Source organism: Streptomyces sp. CA-250714 (assembly GCF_050936705.1).
Lineage (GTDB): Bacteria > Actinomycetota > Actinomycetes > Streptomycetales > Streptomycetaceae > Streptomyces.
Genome location: NZ_JBNJMI010000002.1, coordinates 685921 through 706113, shown reverse-complemented (window position 1 = coordinate 706113; position 20193 = coordinate 685921). Strand labels below are relative to the sequence as shown.

The 20193-nt window shown below is 72.0% G+C and carries 15 protein-coding genes; 7 read left to right on the top strand and 8 right to left on the bottom strand.

Annotated features, from left to right (window positions below; all coding sequences use genetic code 11):
• Window positions 1-23: 23 nt before the first annotated feature.
• Complete coding sequence (locus ACQEU8_RS22030; protein ID WP_433103695.1) at window positions 24-608, bottom strand: ATP-binding protein; 585 nt, start codon at window positions 606-608, stop codon at window positions 24-26.
• A 141-nt stretch (window positions 609-749) separates the two neighbouring features.
• Complete coding sequence (locus ACQEU8_RS22025; RefSeq protein WP_433103693.1) at window positions 750-1061, bottom strand: hypothetical protein; 312 nt, start codon at window positions 1059-1061, stop codon at window positions 750-752.
• A gap of 137 nt (window positions 1062-1198) precedes the next feature.
• Between ACQEU8_RS22025 and ACQEU8_RS22020 the strand changes: the two genes are divergently transcribed.
• Complete coding sequence (locus tag ACQEU8_RS22020) at window positions 1199-2338, top strand: PLP-dependent cysteine synthase family protein (protein ID WP_433103691.1); 1140 nt, start codon at window positions 1199-1201, stop codon at window positions 2336-2338.
• Between the two features lie 67 nt (window positions 2339-2405).
• On the opposite strand, the gene ACQEU8_RS22015 is transcribed toward ACQEU8_RS22020, so the two are convergent.
• Both ACQEU8_RS22015 and ACQEU8_RS22010 read right to left on the bottom strand, forming a co-directional pair.
• Entirely contained in the window at window positions 2406-2894 is a 489-nt protein-coding gene (locus tag ACQEU8_RS22015) for an SRPBCC family protein (RefSeq protein ID WP_433103689.1), read from the bottom strand.
• A gap of 107 nt (window positions 2895-3001) precedes the next feature.
• Complete coding sequence (locus ACQEU8_RS22010) at window positions 3002-3862, bottom strand: DeoR/GlpR family DNA-binding transcription regulator (protein WP_433103687.1); 861 nt, start codon at window positions 3860-3862, stop codon at window positions 3002-3004.
• A 218-nt stretch (window positions 3863-4080) separates the two neighbouring features.
• Between ACQEU8_RS22010 and ACQEU8_RS22005 the strand changes: the two genes are divergently transcribed.
• Window positions 4081-6564 (top strand): hypothetical protein, encoded by a 2484-nt coding sequence (locus ACQEU8_RS22005; protein ID WP_433103685.1) that lies wholly within the window; start codon window positions 4081-4083, stop codon window positions 6562-6564.
• Here the strand turns inward: ACQEU8_RS22005 and ACQEU8_RS22000 are convergent.
• Window positions 6534-9044, bottom strand: a complete 2511-nt coding sequence (locus ACQEU8_RS22000; protein ID WP_433103683.1) for a right-handed parallel beta-helix repeat-containing protein — start codon at window positions 9042-9044, stop codon at window positions 6534-6536. The genes ACQEU8_RS22005 and ACQEU8_RS22000 overlap by 31 nt on opposite strands.
• A 226-nt stretch (window positions 9045-9270) precedes the next feature.
• Entirely contained in the window at window positions 9271-9873 is a 603-nt protein-coding gene (locus tag ACQEU8_RS21995) for an Rv1733c family protein (RefSeq protein ID WP_433103681.1), read from the bottom strand.
• Between the two features lie 589 nt (window positions 9874-10462).
• On the opposite strand from ACQEU8_RS21995, the gene ACQEU8_RS21990 reads away from it, so the two are divergent.
• Together ACQEU8_RS21990 and ACQEU8_RS21985 are read left to right on the top strand one after the other, a co-directional pair.
• The gene (locus ACQEU8_RS21990; protein ID WP_433103679.1) at window positions 10463-11875 is read left to right on the top strand and encodes a family 2B encapsulin nanocompartment shell protein; all 1413 of its coding nucleotides are present in this window, start codon (window positions 10463-10465) and stop codon (window positions 11873-11875) included.
• Window positions 11876-11961: 86 nt separating this feature from the next.
• Entirely contained in the window at window positions 11962-13347 is a 1386-nt protein-coding gene (locus ACQEU8_RS21985) for a family 2B encapsulin nanocompartment shell protein (protein WP_433103677.1), read from the top strand.
• Window positions 13348-13403: 56 nt separating this feature from the next.
• Here ACQEU8_RS21985 and ACQEU8_RS21980 read toward each other — a convergent pair whose 3' ends face one another.
• Complete coding sequence (locus ACQEU8_RS21980; protein ID WP_433103675.1) at window positions 13404-15788, bottom strand: phosphoketolase family protein; 2385 nt, start codon at window positions 15786-15788, stop codon at window positions 13404-13406.
• A gap of 151 nt (window positions 15789-15939) precedes the next feature.
• Between ACQEU8_RS21980 and ACQEU8_RS21975 the strand changes: the two genes are divergently transcribed.
• The 3 genes from ACQEU8_RS21975 (at window position 15940) to ACQEU8_RS21965 (ending at window position 19239) form a co-directional block, all read left to right on the top strand.
• Entirely contained in the window at window positions 15940-17286 is a 1347-nt protein-coding gene (locus tag ACQEU8_RS21975; protein WP_433103673.1) for a GAF domain-containing protein, read from the top strand.
• Between the two features lie 67 nt (window positions 17287-17353).
• Window positions 17354-18877 carry an acetaldehyde dehydrogenase ExaC gene (gene exaC / locus ACQEU8_RS21970; protein ID WP_433103671.1) on the top strand — a complete coding sequence of 508 codons (1524 nt, stop codon included), beginning with the start codon at window positions 17354-17356 and terminating at the stop codon, window positions 18875-18877.
• Entirely contained in the window at window positions 18877-19239 is a 363-nt protein-coding gene (locus ACQEU8_RS21965; RefSeq protein ID WP_433103669.1) for a DUF779 domain-containing protein, read from the top strand. The genes exaC and ACQEU8_RS21965 overlap by 1 nt, the downstream gene beginning before the upstream one ends.
• 148 nt (window positions 19240-19387) lie before the next feature.
• Here ACQEU8_RS21965 and ACQEU8_RS21960 read toward each other — a convergent pair whose 3' ends face one another.
• On the bottom strand, window positions 19388-20068 hold the full coding sequence (locus tag ACQEU8_RS21960) for a DUF6643 family protein (RefSeq protein WP_433103667.1): 681 nt from the start codon (window positions 20066-20068) through the stop codon (window positions 19388-19390).
• Window positions 20069-20193 lie beyond the last annotated feature (125 nt).

Below are 20193 nucleotides of genomic sequence, written 5' to 3'. Positions count from 1 at the left end.
GGGTGGAGCCGCCGGAGCGGGCCTCAACCCGCTGTCGCCGGCTCCACCTCGACGGGCGGCGGTACGGGGGCCGGAGCGGGGGACGTGTGGTCCGTCCGGGCGGTACTGCCCGGACGGACCCGGGACTGGGCGGCCCTCTCCTGCGGGGGCGCCGGGAGGGAGAACCAAACGGTCTTCCCCGAGCCGTCGGCCTGGGTGCGCATCCCCCAGCTCTCACTGATGGACGCCACCAGGGCCAGCCCCCGCCCGCTGGTGGACAGCGGTTCCCGCGCGGCCGGGCCACGTACCCGGGGCAGCCTGGGATCGTGGTCCCGCACCGACACCGTGAGCCGGTCCCACATGAAGGAGAGCTCCACGGTGCAGTGCTTGTCGGCGAGGGCGGGACCGTCGCCGCGCGCCTCCGGTTCCGCGTGCCGGTGCACATTGGCCAGCAACTCGGTCAGCCCGAGGGCCGTGGCGTCTATGAGGGCGTCCAGACGCCAGTACCGCAGCTGCGCGGAGACGATTCTGCGGACCTGGCCTATGCGCGAGGGAAGCGCCTGGAACTCCACGGCACAGTGGCGCGCCGACGTGGTGTGCTTGCTCGTGCTGCTCGGTGGACTGATCACGACTGTGACTCCCTCACGAGGGCCGCCGAAGGGCGGGGACGGATCACATGTGACGTGCGCTACAGAGCCAGGATGAGAGCGGACGAGCGGACGTGCAAACGCACAGCGACGATTTGGTCACACACTGAGCTCAGTGTCTGCTCATCTGCCGAGCAGACCCCGCTCCGCGGCGACCTTGGCCCGTGCCGTACGTACGGCCGACAGCAGCCCCTCCCGATGCTTCAGGCCCAGCCGCAGCAGATAGCTTCTGCCGCGCAGTGTCGCCAGCGCCTGATCCCGCAGCCCGTAGCCGCTGATCCGCACCTCGTCGACCGGCGCGCTGTCGATCTCACTGCCGTAGCTGGTCATCAGCACCAGCTCGCCGTCCCGCACCAGCACATGGCCGGCCCGGGTGAGTGAGCGAAGCATCCGGCTTATCCCGACCCCAGTCGCGTCGAACTCCGGATCCGCCACTTCACACCGCCTCCCACCGCTTCCTGCCGAGCAGGGGTACCCCCCAGCGGTGCACGTACACCCCGAGAAGCTCCACCCCTCGCCGGGAAGCATGCCCATGTCCGGGCCTGTCTATCGGCCCGCTCTATGATCGGCCCGTGAGCACCACCGAACCCGCCCCTCCTGTCCCGGAACTCCCCACCCAGGACGTGGACCGCAGCGACCCGGACCACCGCCGCTGGCTCAAGGAGGCGGTACGCAAGGTGCGGGCCGAGAGCGGCCGCAGCGCCGACACCCACCTGCTGGCCTTTCCGCTCCCCGAGGAGTGGGGCATCGACCTGTATCTCAAGGACGAGTCGACCCACCCCACCGGCAGCCTCAAACACCGCCTGGCGCGCTCGCTGTTCCTCTATGCGCTGTGCAACGGCTGGATCCGCCCCGGCCGCCCCGTCATCGAGGCGTCCAGCGGCTCCACTGCCCTGAGCGAGGCGTACTTCGCCAAGCTGATCGGAGTGCCGTTCATCGCGGTGATGCCGCGCACGACGAGCCGCGAGAAGACCCGGCTGATCGAGTTCCAGGGCGGCACCTGCCACCTGGTGGACGATCCGCGCACCGTCTACGAGGTCTCCGCACGCCTCGCCGCAGAGAGCGGCGGACACTTCATGGACCAGTTCACCTACGCCGAACGGGCCACCGACTGGCGCGGGAACAACAACATCGCCGAATCCGTCTACCAGCAGCTCTGCCGCGAGCGGTACCCGGAACCCGCCTGGATCGTCGCCACCGCGGGCACCGGCGGCACCTCGGCGACCTTCGCGCGCTACATCCGCTACATGCAGTACGACACCCGGGTCTGCGTCCCCGACCCGGAGAACTCCTGCTTCTTCGACGGCTGGACCCGCGGCGACCCGGACGCCACCAACGAGTCCGGCTCCCGGATCGAGGGCATCGGCCGGCCCCGTATGGAGCCCAGCTTCGTGCCCGGCGCCATCGACCGCATGATGAAGGTCCCGGACGCCGCCAGCGTGGCCGCCGTACGCACGCTCGACCGGGTGCTGGGGCGCAAGGCGGGCGGCTCGACCGGCACCGGACTGTGGAGCAGCCTGCGGATCGTCGCCGAGATGCTGGCCGCCGGCGAGCACGGCAGCGTCGTCACGCTGCTCTGCGACCCGGGCGAGAGGTACCTGGACAAGTACTACTCGGACAGCTGGCTCGCCGGACAGGGCCTGGACATCGGACCGTACACCCGCATCCTGGAGCGCTTCCTGGCCACGGGAGAGTGGACGGAGCCGTCGTAGGCCCGCTGCTGTAGTCCGCCCCTGCTGCAGCCGGCCCCCTGCCGCCTGGCCCCGCGGCCCCCGTCGCTCAGGGGCGCAGCCTGCGCTCCAGCTTCCGCATCGCGTCCCGGAACGAGGCCCCGAGGCCCGGCCTGCCCAGCAGCAGCACCGTACGCAGCGCCCCTGTGCCGTCCACGGCCATCGTCCAGCGCACCCGGGCGCCGCCTGCCGGGGAGGGGGCCAGGTTCCAGTCCTCCACCATCGCGCGGAGGCCCGGCGCGTTGGTGCGGTCGATCCGGTACGTGTACCGCTCGCAGGGGCGCGCCGCCAGCACCGTCTCCTCGAAGAAGCCCCCGCCCTTCAGCCGGACGTCCCGGCCCTTGCCGCCGGCGGTCGGCCGCACCTCGCTGACCGCCGTGAACCAGCACGGCCACGTCTCCAACTCGTCGGCCAGCGCGGCGTACACCCGCTCGGGAGAAACCCCCAGGTCCGCCGTGAAGGCGAGCCGCAGCGGTGCGGTGTCGGCGAAGTCCAGCTCGACGGGCCGCAGTTGCCGTGCCGACAGTAGACGTGCCATACGAACGACCCCCAGCGGTACGCGAACGGACGTGCGGAGCCGCACCAGCCTAGCCGCCGGCAGCGGGCCGCCGAAGGCCGCCGCCGGGCGCTGCAAGAGCGCGCGCTTCAGAGTGCGCTCGCGGCAACCTCGGCGTCCTGCTCCCCGGACTCCCCGGCCACCACCAGCTCCGGCAGGTGGTCCCGGATCTCCTCACGGGCCTCGGGCGGCATCCCGCTGTCCGTCACCAGCGCATCCACCTGGTCCAGGGACGCGAACGAACTGAGCCCCACCGTCCCCCACTTGGTGTGGTCCGCGACCACGATCACCCGGCGCGCCGAACCCACGAAGTGCCGGTTCGTCTCGGCCTCCGCCAGATTGGGCGTGGACAGCCCGGCCTCCACCGATATGCCGTGCACCCCGAGGAACAGCGCGTCGAAGTGCAGCGACCGGATCGCCGCGTCCGCGACCGAACCCACCAGCGAGTCCGAGGGCGTACGCACGCCGCCCGTCAGCACCACCGTCGCCGCACCCGGACGGCTCCCCGTGGCCCCGGCGCCCGCACGCTGCGCGGAGTGGAACACATCGGCGACCCGCACCGAGTTGGTGACCACCGTCAGGTTCGGCACGTCCAGCAGGTGCCGTGCCAGCGCGAACGTCGTCGTACCGCCCGACAGCGCGATCGCGGTGCCCGGCTGCGCCATGGTGGCCGCCGCCTGCGCGATGTCCTCCTTCGCGCTCAGCTCCAGGGAGGACTTAGCCTCGAACCCGGGCTCGTGCGTGCTCGCCTCGGCGACCGGTACGGCCCCGCCGTGCACCTTCTCCAGGGCACCCTGCCGGGCCAGTGCGTCCAGGTCGCGTCGCACCGTCATGTCCGAGACCGACAGCTTCCGGGTCAGCTCGTTGACCCGCGCCCCGCCCCTGCGCCGCACCTCCTCCAGGATCAGCGCGCGCCGCTGCTCGGCGAGGAGGTTCTGGTTGTCGCTCACTGCCGCTGTCTCCGTTCCTTCCTGACCGACTTCTCGGGGCTGTGGGGGAGGCCGCCGGTGGGGCCATCCTCGCACGCGTACAACAGGTGCGCCGCTGGCGCGATCGAGCGGTCCGCACCCCACCTTCACCCGTGAGGGGCTGGCAAAGCGGCGGCCCGGGCGGTGATGCTGGCACCGACGAAGCTGACACACCGTTCGGGGGACTCGGGGGAAGCACAGTGCCGTCAGACCACGCGCCCAACGGCGCGCCCGGGAAAGCACCGGGACTCGCACTCGAACTGCTCGTACACGGAGTGGGGGGAACCACTCCCGCCGAGATGCTCGGCGACCCGCGTACCGTGCGGGTGACCGGGGACAGCACGGCGGCGGTTCACCGCCGCGCCGACGACAAGGACGCCGAGCGGCGTCCCGACGACTACGCGGGCAAGCCGGTACCGGAGGCGTACTGCTGGTCCAACCTCACCTCGGGCAACGGGGCTCGCGCCCTGTGGCTGATCCTGCTGCCGTTCATGGTGGCCAACCTCGCGCACTGGACCCGGCCCGCCTCCAACGGCCGCTGCCACACAGTACGGCTGCACGGCCTCGTGGTCCGGCTGATCGCGCTCTCCTTGACCGTGCTGCTGGTCGCCGCCGTCTGCGAGGTCGCACTGGATCTGATCGCCTGGCAGTGCGCCGGAGCCGCGCGCTGCGGCCAGGACCGGTCCTGGCTCGCGTTCATGACAGTGCAGCAGGGGACCGGTGACCCCGGCTGGTGGAGCCAGCCCGGCCGCAGGCTCGCACTGGCCGCCGTCCTGCCCACCGCTGCGACGGCGCTGCTGTGGTGGCTCTCGCACCGCACCTGGAGCGCGTATGAGTCACAGCCACCGCTGGAGCGCACCGTCCCGGAGGACGCCCCGGCAGCCGACGGACGCCCGCCGCTGTCGCTGCCCGGCTTCTGGTACGGCAAGCGCCTCGTCGCCCGGCTGCGCGCCGCGCACACCGCCATCGGGTTCCTGACCGTCGCCGCAGCCCTCACCGCCGCCACCACCCGGCACGACCGCGGCCCCGGCGGAAACGCCGTACTGAGCGTCTGCGGATGGCTGCTGGAGGGGCTGGTGCTCGCCGGTGCCGCCTGGGTGCTGTTCGTCGTCTGCCGCAGGGGCCGCAAGGAGAGCGAACCGGACCGCGACACCGACATCCTCGCCGTACGCGCGCTGCCCGGCGCCGCCCTCGCCGTACTGCTGCTCGCCGTCGTGCACAGCGGCTGGAGCCGTCCCGGCTGGACCTCCAGCGGCACGCTCCCGGGAGATGAGACGTTCAGCGTCATCGCGGTGCTCCAGGGCACGCTCGTGGTCGCGCTCGGCGTACTCGGACTGCGGCTGCACCGCGCCACCCGGGTGCCGCGTACGGCGCTGGGCGGGCTGGCCTCGGCCGCCGTCGGCACGCTGGCCTGCGCACTGGGCGGACTGCTCTCCGGCGGAGTCTCCCAGCGGGTCGGCGACTGGCTGGACGGGCCCGGCACGCCCGGCCGGGGCGGCGGCGACATCGACGGCCCGCCCACCGTCCTCACCTGGCAGGCCTCCATGATCCCGCTGCTGCTCGCCCTGGTGCTGCTGCTGGCCTGCTGGTTCGCCTTCCGGGTATGGCGCGACGTACGACGGCTCACCGGCGATGTGGCGGCCGGCTATCCCGGCGTCGTGCCCGACGAGTCCCGGTCCCGCCGGATCGCGTCCGCCATCGCCAGGGCCGGACTCACCGACCGGGCGCCCTGGCTGATCGCGACGGTGGCCGCGGCCACGCTCGTGCTGGGCGGCGCGGCCGTGGTGGGCACCATGTGGACCGGACAGGTACCCGGGGAGGCGGCCAATGGTGCGCCCGACATCGTCGCGGGGTTCGCCGACACCGTGCAGGCGCTCGGCTCCTGGCTGGTCGGCTTCGCCTTCGTCCTGCTGCTCGCCTGGAGCCGCCGCGCCTACCAGGACGCCTCGGCCCGCCGCACCATCGGCATCCTGTGGGACGTGGGCACCTTCTGGCCGCGCTGCGCCCATCCGTTCGCGCCGCCCTGCTACGCCGAGCGCGCCGTGCCCGACCTGGCCTGGCGGATGGCGATGTGGACCGACCGGCATCCGGAGCGGCAACTGGTGATCTCCGGTCACTCGCAGGGCAGCGTCCTGGCGGCCGCTGCCGTCTGGCAGCTGGACCCCGACACCCGCCGCCAGATCGGGCTGCTCACCTACGGCTCACCGCTGGAACGCCTCTACGGGCGCTGGTTCCCCGCCTATTTCGGGCCGCACCGGCTCGCCGCGCTGCACGGCGGACTGGAGTGCTGGCGCAACCTGTGGCGGCTGACCGACCCGATCGGCGGCCCCGTCAGTCCCGACAGCGCCGACCCGCCCGAGCCCGGCCCGCCCGAGGAGTGCCCCGGCGTGGACCGCGGCCCGCTCCACGACCCGCTCGTCTACGGCCGCACCCGCGAATTGCCGCTGCCCGAGCCGATCCTGGCGCACGGCGACTACCAGGCGGATCCGGCGTTTGCGGAGGAGCGCGCCGGACTGCTGGCCCGCCTCGAGGCCCGCTCCCGGCGGTCCCACGAGCGTCGGCAGGGCATACCGCGACAGCCCGGGCGCGGGCCCGCCGAGCCCCGTCCGGCCGCCCGGAACGCCGGTCCGGCCGGCGCGGGGGCCGGTGCGGCTCAGTCGGAGCCGGGCAGGTCCGAGGGGTAGAGCAGGGTGAGGTCCTCGGTGCTCGGGTCGGGCAGCTGCGCGACCCGGCCCGCGTGCCGCTCGACCATCGCCTCGAACGTCTGCCGCGCCGTACGCCCGTTGCCGAACGAGGGGCCCTTGGGCAGCCGCGTGAAATAGCCGAGCAGCGCCTGCCGCGTCCCTTCGCCCAGGTGGTACTCGTGCTCCTCGGCCTGCTGCTCGACGATGCGCAGCAGTTCCTCCGGCGCGTAGTCGCCGAAGGTGATGGTGCGGGAGAAGCGGGAGGCCACACCCGGGTTGGCGGCCAGGAAGTGCTCCATCTCGGTCGTGTAGCCCGCCACGATGACCACCACGTCGTCGCGGTGGTCCTCCATCAGCTTCACCAGCGTGTCGATGGCCTCCCGGCCGAAGTCGCGGCCCGAGTCCTGCGGGGAGAGGGCGTACGCCTCGTCGATGAACAGCACCCCGCCCTTGGCCTTCTCGAACGCCTCCTGGGTGCGCAGCGCCGTCGAGCCGATGTGTTCGCCCACCAGGTCCACACGGGAGACCTCCATCAGATGGCCACGCCGCAGCACACCGAGGGAGCGCAGGATCTCGCCGTAGAGGCGGGCCACCGTGGTCTTGCCGGTGCCGGGCGAGCCCGTGAAGACCAGATGGCGGCGCGCGGACGCGGCCTTGAGTCCCGCGGCCTCCCGCCTGCGGCCGACCTCGATCATGTCGGTGAGCGCCCGGACCTCGCGCTTGACGCTCTCCAGCCCGACCAGCGCGTCGAGTTCGCCCAGCACCTCCTTGGCCGGTCGCGGTGCGCCCTCGTCCGCGTCCGTGCCCTCGCCGGGCGTGCCGTCGCCGGATGCGGTGCTGCCGCCCGCTGCGGCCAGTGCCGGGGCCGTCCCCGTAGAGCTGCCCGAACGCTGCCGGGGGAGCGCCGCCTGAGCGGTCAGCAGCCCCGTGGAGCCGTCGCCCGAACCGCCGGCAGCGGACGCGGGGGCCGCGGAGTTGGCCGCGGTGGCGGGCAGCGCGGTGACGGCCGACGCGCTCTCGTCGCTGGTGCAGTCCTCGACTGTCGGGCCGTCCTCGGCGAATTCGTAGCCGCCGCGCGTGCACCGGTCGGTGCGGCAGCGGCGAAGTGTCGTACGGCAGCCGTCGATGATGTGGAACCCGTAGCCGCGCGAGCCGGTCACCCGGCAGTTGTGGAACGTCCCGCGCCCCTCGGCGGACACATAGAACCCCGCCTCGCCGGCGCCGCTCACCGTGCAGCGCTCGATGGTGGGATCCGCGCCCTTGGTGACGATGACTCCCGTCGCGGCCTGGTCGATGGTGCAGCCGTTGAGCACCCCGCCGCTGCCGTGGTCGCGGAACCAGGCGCCGGTGGCCGCCTTGCTGATCCGGCAGTCGTCCAGCTGTACGACGGCGCCGTCGCTCACCGAGACGGCGGTGCCGCGTACCTGGGACAGGTCGCTGTCGAGCACGTCGGCGCGGGAGCCACGGTCGAGGACGAACAGCGCGTCGGGCACCGAGTGCACCCGGCAGGTGTCCAGCACCGCGGTGGCACCGTCGCTGACCCACACCGCGGGATAGTCGCCCGTACTCTCGTGTATCTCACAGCCGTTGGCGTCGGCGCGCGTGCCCGGGTCCCACACCGACAGGCCGTTGCGGCCGAAGCGGCGCACCGTGGAGCGGGTCAGCGTCAGCACGGAGCGGGACCGCAGATCGACCGCGTTCTCCGGGATGTCGTGGATGTCGCAGTCGTCGAGGGTGAGCACGGCGTCGGCCTCCAAGGTGACGCCGTCGGCCGAGGTGCGGTGCACCTGGCAGTCGGTGAAGTGCCCGCTGGCGCGCGCCGCGACGCGCAGCCCGCTGCCCTTGATCTCGTACACCTCGCAGCCGAGCGCCTCCAGCGTGGTGCCCTCACCCTGGAGCGCGATACCGGCCCCCGAGGCGAGATGCACCCGGCACCGTGCGAGGCGCGGACGCGCGCCGTCCCGCACCAGGACGCCGGACTGGCCGGCGGCCACCACCTCGCACTCCTCGTAGACGCCGCCCGCCCCACCGGTGATGCTGAGCCCGATCCCGGCCGGGTTGTCCACGGTGCAGCGACGCACGGTGGGCCGCGCGCCGCCGCGCACCTCGATCCCCGAGGCCGATCGGGTCATCACCCGCAGCCCGGTCAGCTCCGGCGCCGCGTCCTCCACCAGCACGGCGGGTACGGCCGAGTCCTGGCCCTCGATCTGGAGGTCCTGGACGAGCGCGGCGGAGCGTATGGTCACTGCCACCCCGTCCGCCGGCGCGATACGAACAGGCCCGGAGCCGCCTCGCTCCGGGCCGCGCAGCGTCACCATGCGCTCGATGACGAGATTCTCCCGGTAGGTGCCCGGAGCCACGGTGAGGACGTCGCCGTCGCCCGCCGCCTCCAGCGCGGCGGACAACGACGCGTACTCGCCCGTGCGTCGCCGCCACCGCGACGTGCCGCTGTGCGTCACCTGGACCGAGCCCTGTGCCATGGAGTGCTGTGCCCCAACCTCGTGCGTGCCAAGATGCGTTGCGCCAGTCGCACGGAATGCCCGAGTGCGCTGTCCGTGCCGGCCGCACCACCGTAGCGTGCGCTGGTCGTCAGCGTTGACGGGTCCAACCGAGTGACCGGCACGGACACCTCTGCGGAGCTTCTGCGGAAGCTCTCCGGAGCCGCTGTGAAGTCCCTGCGGAGCACCGCCGGGACGCCGGTGCCTGTCAGCTGCTGGTGCCGGTACGGCCCCAGTCGGGACCGATACGGCCCCACTCCTCGTCCCAGCGCGCGTACCGGCGCCGCAGCAGCAGCCGCACGGTCGTCCGGCGCCCGGCCTCCAGCGCTCCGGCGGTGAAGGCGGCGGCGGCCAGCCCGGCCAGCAGCGAGTACGAGTCGGCACCGCGCGCACTCATCGGGCGGGACGTCAGACGGCCGTGCGAATCGGCCCACACGCGGAAGCGGCTGCCGGGCTCGACGGGATGGCGCAGCATGACGGTGCCCACATGACGGCTGCCGTCGGGCCCCGTCCAGTGCGCTGTTACCCGGTTGCGGTTCGGGGCCCCGGCGGCCGTCTCCGTCTCGGAGTCCAGCGGCGGAAGGACGGTCACGTGCTCGACCGTCGCCCAGATCCGCTGTCTTTCCCGCTGCTGCTTCTGCGCCGTGTGCAGCAGCGCCTCGTGGGCGGCCTCAGCACCGCCCCAGCCCGCCAGCGGGGTGCCCAGGACGATCAGCAGCGCGGCCCACAGGGTCAGCCATGCCTCACGGCGGTCGGTGCGGCGGCACAGCGGATTTCCGCGCCAGCGCCACAGTCCGACAACAGTGCGCACCGCTGCTCACCCCCTTCTCGCCGTCCGTTACGTACCTCACCAGGCTCGGTACATGCACGAGAAGGGCCGAAGAGCCCTGAAGTCACCGATTTGTGACCGGGTCTGTCGACCGGACGGCCGTCCGGTCGGGTGGTCCGGCCCGCGCCTGGTCGAGGCGCGGGGTGAACGGTCCGGTGGTTCGGGCGGTGCCGGGCGCACTTTGTGGTCCGTGGGCTCCCTCTCCGCTCCGTGGGCCTGCTTCGTTCCCCTCGTGATCCGCCGAGTTTACTGAGTGGGTTTCCGGCAGCGGACAGCGGGCGCGGACCTCGTGTCCGCGCGCCCTTGGGTGCGCCTGCACATCCTGGTGGGTTTCCGGAGCGGAAGGAGGGCGCATCCGGCGCCGGAAATATCGCGCACGGTGAGCGCGGCCGGATTTTCGTCACCCTCGGTGTATAGAGCCGGAGTGGGCGGCGGCCTTTACCCCGGAAATCGCGCGGACATTCGGACGGCGGCCTCATCTTTTGAGCGATTGCCGCCTCTCATGTGACTCACCTAGCTTCGTGCCGCAGCGCGTGAATTGACAGATCATCACGAGGATTGGCGGTGTCGGATGACGACTGCGGCGGAGCGGAATTCCGGTAACGAGAGCGCGGAGCAGGCGCAGCAGAGCCTCGCCACAGCAGCGGCACGGAATCTCGCGACCACCACGAAGACGCCCCCGCAGATGCAGGGGATCACCTCGCGATGGCTGCTGCGGGTCCTGCCGTGGGTGCAGGTGACCGGCGGCACGTTCCGGGTGAACCGGCGGCTGAGCCACACCCTCGGCGACGGCCGCATCGAGTTCATCTCCACCGGCGCCGAGGTCCGGGTCATCCCGCTGGAGCTCACCGAACTGCCGACACTGCGCGGCTACGACGACGGCGAGGTGCTGGAAGCCCTCGCCGCCCGGTGCGAGCAGCGCGACTTCCGCCCCGGCGAGGTGATCGTGGAGGAGGGTCAGCCCGCCGACCGGCTGGTGCTGATCGCGCACGGCAAGCTGCGCCAGTCGATCCGCGGCAGGTACGACGAGGACATCACCCAGGGAGTGCTCGCCGACGGCGATTTCGTCGGTGACGACCGGCTGACCGGCCAGTCCGGCACCTGGGACCACACCCTCACCTCGCTCACCAGCGGCACCGTCCTCACCCTGGAGCGGCGCGCCTTCGACGCCGTCCTCGCCGACTCCGACTCCCTCCGCGCCCACCTGGCCGCCACCCGCTCCCTGATCCCGTCCCAGCGCACGGAGAACGGCGAGTCCGCGATCGAGCTGGCCTCCGGGCACGTCGGCGAGCAGGCGCTGCCGGGCACGTTCGTCGACTACGAGCTGAGCCCGCGTGAGTACGAGCTGGAAGTCGCCCAGACCGTGCTGCGCGTCCACACCAGGGTCGCCGACCTGTACAACCACCCGATGAACCAGCTCGAGGAGCAGCTGCGGCTCACCATCGAGGCGCTGCGCGAGCGCCAGGAGCACGAGCTGGTCAACAACAGGCAGGTAGGGCTGCTGCACAACGCCGAGATGAAGCAGCGCATCCACACCCGGTCGGGCCCGCCGACCCCCGACGACCTCGACGAACTGCTGGCCACCGTGTGGAAGGACCCCAGCGTCATCCTGGCCCACCCCAAGGCGATCGCCGCGATCGGCAGGGAGTGCAGCAGGCGCGGTGTCTACCCGCAGTCCGTCGACTACGAGGGCCACTCCGTGCCCGCCTGGCGCGGCGTCCCGATCCTGCCCTGCAACAAGATCCCGGTGAGCCCGCAGGGCAGCACCTCCGTCCTCGCGATGCGCACCGGCGAGAAGGCCCAAGGGGTCGTCGGGCTGCACCAGACGGGAATTCCCGACGAGTACAGCCCGAGCCTTTCGGTGCGCTTCATGGGCATCAACGAAAAGGCCGTCATGTCCTATCTGGTGAGCGCTTACTACTCCGCCGCCGTCCTCGTGCCCGACGCGCTCGGAATTCTGGAGGACGTCGAGATCGGGCACTGACCCCTGCCCGCAGACCGGCATCGGCGACAGGCCGCCGTCGGCACACCAGGAAACCGGCAGTCGGAAACACCAGGAACTGGCGACAGATGACGACGCACCCCGAAGAAGTCCAGCAGGACCGCTCCAGCCTCTCCACAGCGGCCGCGCGCAACCTCACCACCACGACCAAGACGCCGCCGCAGATGCAGGGGATCTCCCCCCGCTGGCTGCTGCGCGTGCTGCCCTGGACCGAGACCACCGGCGGCACCTACCGCGTCAACCGGCGGCTCACCCACACCCTGGGCGACGGCAGGATCGAGTTCGTCTCCACCGGAGCCGACGTCAGCGTCATCCCGGCCGAGCTGCGGGAGATCCCCCTGCTGCGCGGTCTGGAGGACGAGGCGGCCCTGCGCTCCCTGGCCGACGGCTTCACCCAGCGCGAGTACGCGCCCGGTGAGGCGCTGGCCACCCGCGGCGAGCCCGCGGCCGAACTGCTGCTGATCGCGCACGGCCGCGTCATCAAGCAGACGGCGGGACAGTACGACGAGGAGATCGAGCTCGGCGTCATCGCGGACGGCGACCACGCGGGCGACCAGATCCTCACCCCGGAGCCCGGACGCTGGGAGTACACCCTGCGCGCCACCACGCGCTGCACCGTACTCGCGCTGCCGCGCAGCACGTTCCAGCAGACAGCGGACGCCTCCGCGCCGCTGCGCGACCACCTCGACGCGGTGCTCTCCCGCGCCGTACCGGCACAGAACAGGCGCGGCGAGGCGGATATCGCCCTGGCCTCAGGACACGTTGGCGAACAGCCGCTGCCGGGCACGTTCGTCGACTACGAACTGAGCCCGCGCGAGTACGAGCTGGCCGTCGCGCAGACCGTACTCAGGGTGCACAGCCGGGTCGCCGACATCTACAACGACCCGATGAACCAGGTACAGGAGCAACTGCGGCTCACCGTCGAGGCGCTGCGCGAGCGCCAGGAGAACGAGCTGGTCAACAACCGCGAGTTCGGGCTGCTGTACAACGCCGATCTCAGCCAGCGCATCCGCACCCGCTCGGGCCCGCCCGCCCCGGAGGACCTGGACGAGCTGATCTCACGCCGCCGCAAGACCCGCTACCTGCTGGCACATCCGCGAGCCATCGCCGCGATCGGCCGCGAGTGCAGCAAGCGCGGCATCTACCCCGAGTCGACCCAGGTCGAGGGGAGCAAGGCACACGCCTGGCGCGGCATCCCACTGCTGCCCTGCGACAAGATCCCGGTGCGTGAGGACGGCACCACCTCGGTGCTGGCCATGCGCACAGGAGCGGAGGACCAGGGCGTCATCGGGCTGCACCAGACGGGAATCCCCGACGAGATCGAGCCCTCCCTGAACGTCCGCTTCATGGGCATCGACGACCGGGCCCTGATCTCCTACCTGGTCAGTGTCTACTTCTCGGCCGCGGTGCTGGTGCCCGACGCGCTCGGCATCCTGGAGGACGTCGAGGTCTGACCCCAGGCAGAGTCCGGCCCATGGAGGCAGGAGCCGGACACCTGGAGAACCGGAGGTCACCGGCCGGGCCAGCGCCAGTCGGTGACCTCCGGCATGTCCGTGCCGTGCTCGACCACATACTGCCCGTGCCGCGCACGCAGATCGGCCGCTCGCTGCCGGATGCCCGCCGCCCGCGCGCCGAGCCCCGGCGTCCGGTCGATGACGTCCATCACCAGGTGGTAGCGGTCCATACCGTTGCGCACCACCATGTCGAACGGCGTCGTCGTCGAGCCGGACTCGCGGTAGCCGCGTACCGCCAGCTGCCCGTGCACCGCCCGCGCGTAGGTCAGCCGGTGCACCAGCCACGGGTAGCCGTGGTACGCGAAGATCACCGGCCGGTCGCGGGTGAAGACGGTGTCGAACTCCGCGTCGCTCAGCCCGTGCGGATGCTCGGTGGGGCTCATCAGCCGAGCCATGTCCACCACGTTCACCACCCGCACCGCCAGTTGGGGCAGCCACTCGCGCAGCAGCGAGGCGGCCGCCAGCGTCTCGTGGGTGGGCACATCCCCCGCGCAGGCCAGCACCACATCGGGCCCGGCGTCGCCGCGCTCCGTCCCGGCCCACTCCCACACGCCCAGGCCGCGGGCGCAGTGGGCTCGCGCCTGGTCGAGATCCAGCCAGTCGAAGCAGGCGTGCTTGCCCGCCACCACCACGTTCACCGTGTCCCGGGTCCGCAGCGCGTGATCGGCCACGCACAGCAGGGTGTTGGTGTCCGGCGGCAGATAGACCCGCACCACATCCGGGCTCTTGCTCAGTACATGGTCGATGAAGCCGGGGTCCTGGTGCGAGAAGCCGTTGTGGTCCTGGCGCCAGGCGTGCGAGGTGAGCAGATAGTTGAGCGCGGCGACCGGCCGCCGCCAGGGCACCTCCCGGGCGCTGTGCACCCACTTCACATGCTGCGCCGCCATGCTCGCGACCAGGTTGGCGAACGCCTCGTAGGAGGCGAACAGCCCGTTCCTGCCGGTGAGTACATACCCCTCCAGCCAGCCCTGGCACAGATGCTCGGAGAGCACCTCCAGCACCCGGCCGTGCCGCCCCAGATGCGTATCCGTACGCAGCAGCTCGGCCTGCCAGCCGCGGTCCGAGGCGCCGTAGACCGCCGAGAGGTGGTTGGAGTCCGTCTCGTCCGGGCCGAACAGCCGGAAGTCGCGGCTGCTTTCGGTGGCCGCCAGCAGCCCCTTCAGCAGTTCGCCGAGCACCCTGGTCGGCTCGTGCGCGCCGGCCCCGGGCCGCTCGACCGGCACCGCGTAGGACTCCAGCGGCGGGAGCGGCAGCTCACGCAGCAGCCGGCCGCCGTTCGCCTCCGGGACGGCACCCAGCCGCAGATCGCCCTCCGGGACGACCTCCAGCACCTCGGGCCGTGGCCTGCCGTCCTGGTCGAACAGCTCGTCGGGACGGTACGAGCGCAGCCAGCGCTCCAACTGCCGCAGCCGCTCCGGATCGTCCCGTACGCCCGGCAGCGGCACCTGATGGGAGCGCCAGGTGCCCTCCACCGGCTCGCCGTCCAGCTCCCGTGGACCCGACCAGCCCTTGGGCGTCCGCAGCACCACCATCGGCCAGCGCGGCCGCCCGCTGTCGGTGTCGCCCGCGCGCGCCGCGCGCTGGATGGCACCGATCCGGTCCAGCGCCGTGTCGAAGGCCGCGGCCAGCGCCCGGTGCGCGTCCAGCGGAGGGGTGTCCTGCCCTGCGGTGACGAAGAGCGGGTCGTATCCGTAGCCGCGCATCAGCGAGTCCAGCTCGTCCTCGGGCAGCCGGGACAGCACCGTCGGATTCGCGATCTTGTACCCGTTCAGATGCAGCACCGGCAGCACGGCGCCGTCGTGGACCGGGTCCAGGAACTTGTTCGCGTGCCAGGAGGTGGCCAGCGGTCCCGTCTCCGCCTCGCCGTCCCCGATGACAGCGCACACCAGCAGGTCCGGATTGTCGAACGCGGCACCGTAGGCGTGCGCCAGCGCGTAACCCAGCTCGCCGCCCTCCTGGATCGACCCCGGTACGCTCGGCGCCGTATGGCTGGGGACGCCACCCGGCTGGGAGAACTCCGCGAAGAGCCGCCCCATGCCGGCCTCGTCCCGCGGCACGTCCGGCCGCAGCTCCTGGTAGCTGCCCTCCAGCCAGGCGCCCGACACCACGGCAGCCGCACCGTGTCCAGGGCCCCACACGCCCATCGTGCGCTGCCCGCGCCCGCTGATCAGCCGGTTCAGATGGGTGTAGACGAAGGTCAGGCCGGGACAGGTACCCCAGTGGCCGAGCAGCCTCGGCTTGATGTGCTCGGGCCGCAGCGGCTCGCGCAGCAGGGGGTTGGCACGCAGATACAGCTGGCAGGCCGAGAGGTAGTTGAGGGCACGCCAGTGCGCGTCCAGCGCCTCGGCCTCGCGGTCGGTGAGGGGTTCGTGTTCCGGCATGCCCGATGGGTACCAGGACGGGCCGGTTCCGACACCCGGTGATCCCCGGTCAGGGGGCCGGAATCGGGTCAGGTGGCCGAACCGTGGTCAGTGGGGGCGATACCGTGCCGCAGCCGTTGTCTGCCGCCCTCCCGCGCTGCACGATGACGGGGTGCGCAATCCATGGCTGGCACTCGAAGCGGGCGCCGACGCGGCCGAGCGGGCCGGACAGCTGCGCCGCGCTCACGAGCGGTTCCTGACCGGCGGCGCCATCGCCGCGCCCGTCCGCGACGTGGTGGCCGACTCCTGGCGGCGCTGCGCGGGGGCACGGCTGGGGCCCGAGAGCATGGCCGGGGTCGAGATGGACGACGCCGGGCTCGCCCTGCGCCGCGAGACCCACCCCCTTGCCCGGGCGATGCCGCTCTTCCGCGAGTTGCTGGGCACCATCGCCGACGACGGGGCCCATCTGCTGTCCGTCTGCGACGAGCGCGGCACCATGCTGTGGGTGGAGGGCCATCCACAGGTGCTGCGCCGTGCCGAGCGGATGAACTTCGTTCCCGGCGCCCAGTGGGCCGAGCGCGCCAGCGGAACCAACGCGCCCGGCACCGCGCTCGCGGTCGACCACGCCGTCCAGATCTTCGCCGCCGAGCACTACTGCCGCCCCGTGCAGTCCTGGACCTGCGCCGCGGCCCCCGTGCACGACCCGCACACCGGGCGCGTCATCGGCGCCGTCGACCTCACCGGTGGCGACCACCTCGCCTCGCCGCACAGCCTCGCCCTCGTCCAGGCCACCGCCCGCGCCGCCGAGGCACGGCTGGCCGCGCTGGAACCGGCGCCCACCGCGAGCGGTACGCCGTTACCGCCGGACAGTTGCACGCTCGCCGTTCTCGGACGGGACGAGGCACTGCTGCACACCCCCCGAACCCGCGCCGCGGGCACGCCGCTGCGGCTGGGGCGGCGGCACAGCGAGATCCTGCTGCTGCTCGCGGCCCACCCCGACGGGCTGACCGGCGAACAGCTCGCCAGGGAGCTGTACGGCGAGCGGGACGTCCACCCCGTCACGCTGCGCGCCGAACTCTCCCGGCTGCGGCAGCTGCTGGGCCCACTGCTGGACTCCCGCCCCTACCGGCTGCGGGACCGCCCGCACACCGACTACGACACGGTCACCGACGCGCTCGCCGCCGACGAGCCGGCCGCTGCCCTCGACGCGTACAGCGGCCCGCTGCTGCCCGGCTCGCAGGCCCCCGGTGTCGTACGGCTGCGCAGGCTGCTGGAGCAACGGCTGCGCCGCCGCCTGCTCGCCCGGCCCGAGGCACGGCTGCTGGAGAGCTGGCTGTGCACGGCGGCGGGGGAGGAGGACCTGGAGGTGTGGGAGGCCCTGCACGCCGTACGTCCCACCCCGGACGCGGCGGCGCGGGTACGCGAACTCCGCCACGTCTACGGGCTGTTGCCGCCCCAGATTCCACCCGCCCGGCCCGCGAGCCGGCGCGCAACGTATCCGCAACGTTCCCGGAACTAGCCTCCCGGCAACCGAGCCCGCCCACCGGATACGCGGGCCGAGTACACCGAGCACAGGGAGGCAGAGCATGAGCCGCTACGCCGCACCCGGAACCGACGGCGCGCTGATGAGCTACCAGCCGCGCTACGACCACTGGATCGGCGGCAGCTATGTCGCCCCGAAACAGGGCGGATACTTCGAGAACCCCACCCCGGTGACGGGGCAGCCGTTCACCGAGATCGCCCGCGGCACCGCCGAGGACGTCGAGCGTGCCATCGACGCGGCCCACGAAGCGGCACCCGGCTGGGGCCGCACGTCGCCCGCGGAGCGCGCCCAGGTCCTCAACCAGATCGCGCAGCGCATGGAGGCGCACCTGGAGGAGCTGGCCGTCGCCGAGAGCTGGGAGAACGGCAAGCCGGTGCGGGAGACGCTGGCCGCCGACATTCCGCTGGCCATCGACCACTTCCGCTACTTCGCCGCCGCGATCCGCTCCCAGGAGGGCTCGCTCTCCCAGCTCGACGAGGACACCGTCGCCTACCACTTCCACGAGCCGCTGGGCGTCGTCGCGCAGATCATCCCGTGGAACTTCCCCATCCTGATGGCGACCTGGAAGCTGGCACCCGCGCTCGCCGCGGGCAACGCCGTCGTCCTCAAGCCCGCCGAGCAGACCCCGGCCTCCATCCACTACTGGATGAGCCTGGTGGCCGACCTGCTGCCGCCCGGCGTCGTCAACATCGTCAACGGTTTCGGTGCCGAGGCGGGCAAACCGCTGGCCAGTAGTGCCCGCGTCGCCAAGGTCGCCTTCACCGGGGAGACCACCACGGGGCGGCTGATCATGCAGTACGCCTCCGAGAACCTCAAGCCCGTCACCCTGGAGCTGGGCGGCAAGAGCCCCAACATCTTCTTCGAGGACGTCTCCGCCGACCGGGACGACTTCTACGACAAGGCCCTCGAAGGCTTCACCATGTTCGCCCTCAACCAGGGCGAGGTGTGCACCTGTCCCTCACGCGCCCTCATCCAGCGCAGCCACTACCGCGGCTTCCTGGACGCGGGCATCGACCGCACCGAAGCCATCGTGCAGGGGCACCCGCTGGACACCGCCACCATGGTGGGCGCACAGGCGTCCAACGACCAGCTGGAGAAGATCCTCTCCTATCTCGACATCGGCAAGCAGGAGGGCGCCAAGGTGCTCACCGGCGGCACCCGCGCCGAACTGGGCGGCGAACTGGAAGGCGGCTACTACGTACGGCCCACCATCCTGGAGGGCAGCAACCGGATGCGGGTCTTCCAGGAGGAGATCTTCGGCCCGGTCGTCTCCGTCACCGAGTTCGAGGACTTCGACGACGCCATCGCGATCGCCAACGACACCCTCTACGGGCTCGGTGCCGGAGTGTGGACCAGGGACGGCTCCCGCGCCTACCGGGCCGGCCGCGCCATCCAGGCCGGACGGGTGTGGACGAACTGCTACCACGCCTACCCCGCGCACGCGGCGTTCGGCGGCTACAAGCAGTCGGGCATCGGCCGTGAGAACCACCAGATGATGCTCGACCACTACCAGCAGACCAAGAACCTGCTGGTCAGCTACGCCCCGCAGAAAATGGGACTGTTCTGATGGACCCGGGCGGGACCGAGCGGGTCGCCGTCACCGAGGCGGCCGCCCAGCTGCTGCGCGAGCTGACCGACAAGCACGGACCGCTGATGTTCCACCAGTCCGGCGGCTGCTGCGACGGAAGCAGCCCCATGTGCTACGGGCGCGGCGAGTTCCGCACCGGGGACTCCGACGTCCTGCTCGGCGAGCTGGAGATCGACGGGGTGCCGGAACCGGTGCCGTTCTGGATGTCTGCTAGCCAGTTCCAGTACTGGAGCCACACCCATCTCACCGTCGACGTCGTCCCGGGCAGAGGCAGCGGCTTCTCCCTGGAGGCCCCTGAGGGGGTGCGCTTCCTGATCAGATCCCGGCTGCTGGAGAGTTGAGCACCAGTGCTGCTGGAGAGCTGAGCGCCGGGCACCGGCCGATGACGCCGCTCCGGGCACCGCCGTCTCCCCAACGGCGGCGCCCGTCGGCGTCGTTCAGGGCATCCGTACGGACCGCTCGCGTACCCCGCGGCCGGGGCAGGGCCGCTCAGTACCCGCGGCCGGGGTACTGGTGGCCGCCGTCGTAGGGATCCTCGTACTGGGTCGGCATCGGGCGGGGCGCCGCGGGGCGCGGAGCCACCGGACGCATGTACTGCGTCGCCTGGTTCTGTACCGGCTGCTGCTGGTACTGCTGCACTTGGACCTGCGGCTGTTGCGGCTGCATGGGCGGCTGCTGCTGCGCCGGGCCCCCCGGCCCCGGGTAGCCGTAGCCGCGCGGCGGTGCCTGCTGCGGGATGTGCGGTGCGGGCGTGTGCTGCAGCGGTACGGGCCCGCCCTGCCCGGCTCCGCCACCGCCGGGCGGCAGCGCTGCGGGCGCCTGCCGTACCGGCTGCTGCCGCATCGGTGCGGCCTGCTGCGGTGCGGGATGCGGCATGTGCGGCTGGGGCGCGGCCGGTCCCGGATAGCCGCCGTACGACGGAGCCGGGGCGTGCTGCATGGGGGCGGGGTGCGGCATCTGATGTTGCGGCGCGGAAGGGCCCGAAGGCAGCGCGGGGGGCAGCGCCGCGAGCGCGCTGCCCGTGCCCCCCGTGTCATAGGCCGACGGCACCCGGATGGGAGCGATCTGCGGCGTGCCCCGCTCGGCGACGAGACTGTCGTAGATCGGTGTCTCGGGGTAGGACGGTGCAGCGTAGTAGCCGCCGCTATAAGAGCTGCGGGGGGAGGTCATGCTCATAAGTTAAGCCCAAAATCAGCATCGGCACTAGAGAGGTACGGAAGGAACGCCTGCCACGCCCATATCAGTGCAGGCAGGAGCCGGTTTTCACCCCATAAGGGACAGCCGCGCCAGGGGCG

Excerpts from the sequence above, each read along its gene's own strand:
- exaC (WP_433103671.1), top strand. The coding sequence starts at position 17,354 with ATGAGCCGCTACGCCGCACCCGGAACCGACGGCGCGCTGATGAGCTAC.
- ACQEU8_RS21960 (WP_433103667.1), bottom strand. The coding sequence starts at position 20,068 with ATGACCTCCCCCCGCAGCTCTTATAGCGGCGGCTACTACGCTGCACCG.
- ACQEU8_RS21980 (WP_433103675.1), bottom strand. The coding sequence starts at position 15,788 with ATGCCGGAACACGAACCCCTCACCGACCGCGAGGCCGAGGCGCTGGAC.
- ACQEU8_RS21985 (WP_433103677.1), top strand. The coding sequence starts at position 11,962 with ATGACGACGCACCCCGAAGAAGTCCAGCAGGACCGCTCCAGCCTCTCC.
- ACQEU8_RS22000 (WP_433103683.1), bottom strand. The coding sequence starts at position 9,044 with ATGGCACAGGGCTCGGTCCAGGTGACGCACAGCGGCACGTCGCGGTGG.
- ACQEU8_RS21965 (WP_433103669.1), top strand. The coding sequence starts at position 18,877 with ATGGACCCGGGCGGGACCGAGCGGGTCGCCGTCACCGAGGCGGCCGCC.
- ACQEU8_RS22015 (WP_433103689.1), bottom strand. The coding sequence starts at position 2,894 with ATGGCACGTCTACTGTCGGCACGGCAACTGCGGCCCGTCGAGCTGGAC.
- ACQEU8_RS21990 (WP_433103679.1), top strand. The coding sequence starts at position 10,463 with ATGACGACTGCGGCGGAGCGGAATTCCGGTAACGAGAGCGCGGAGCAG.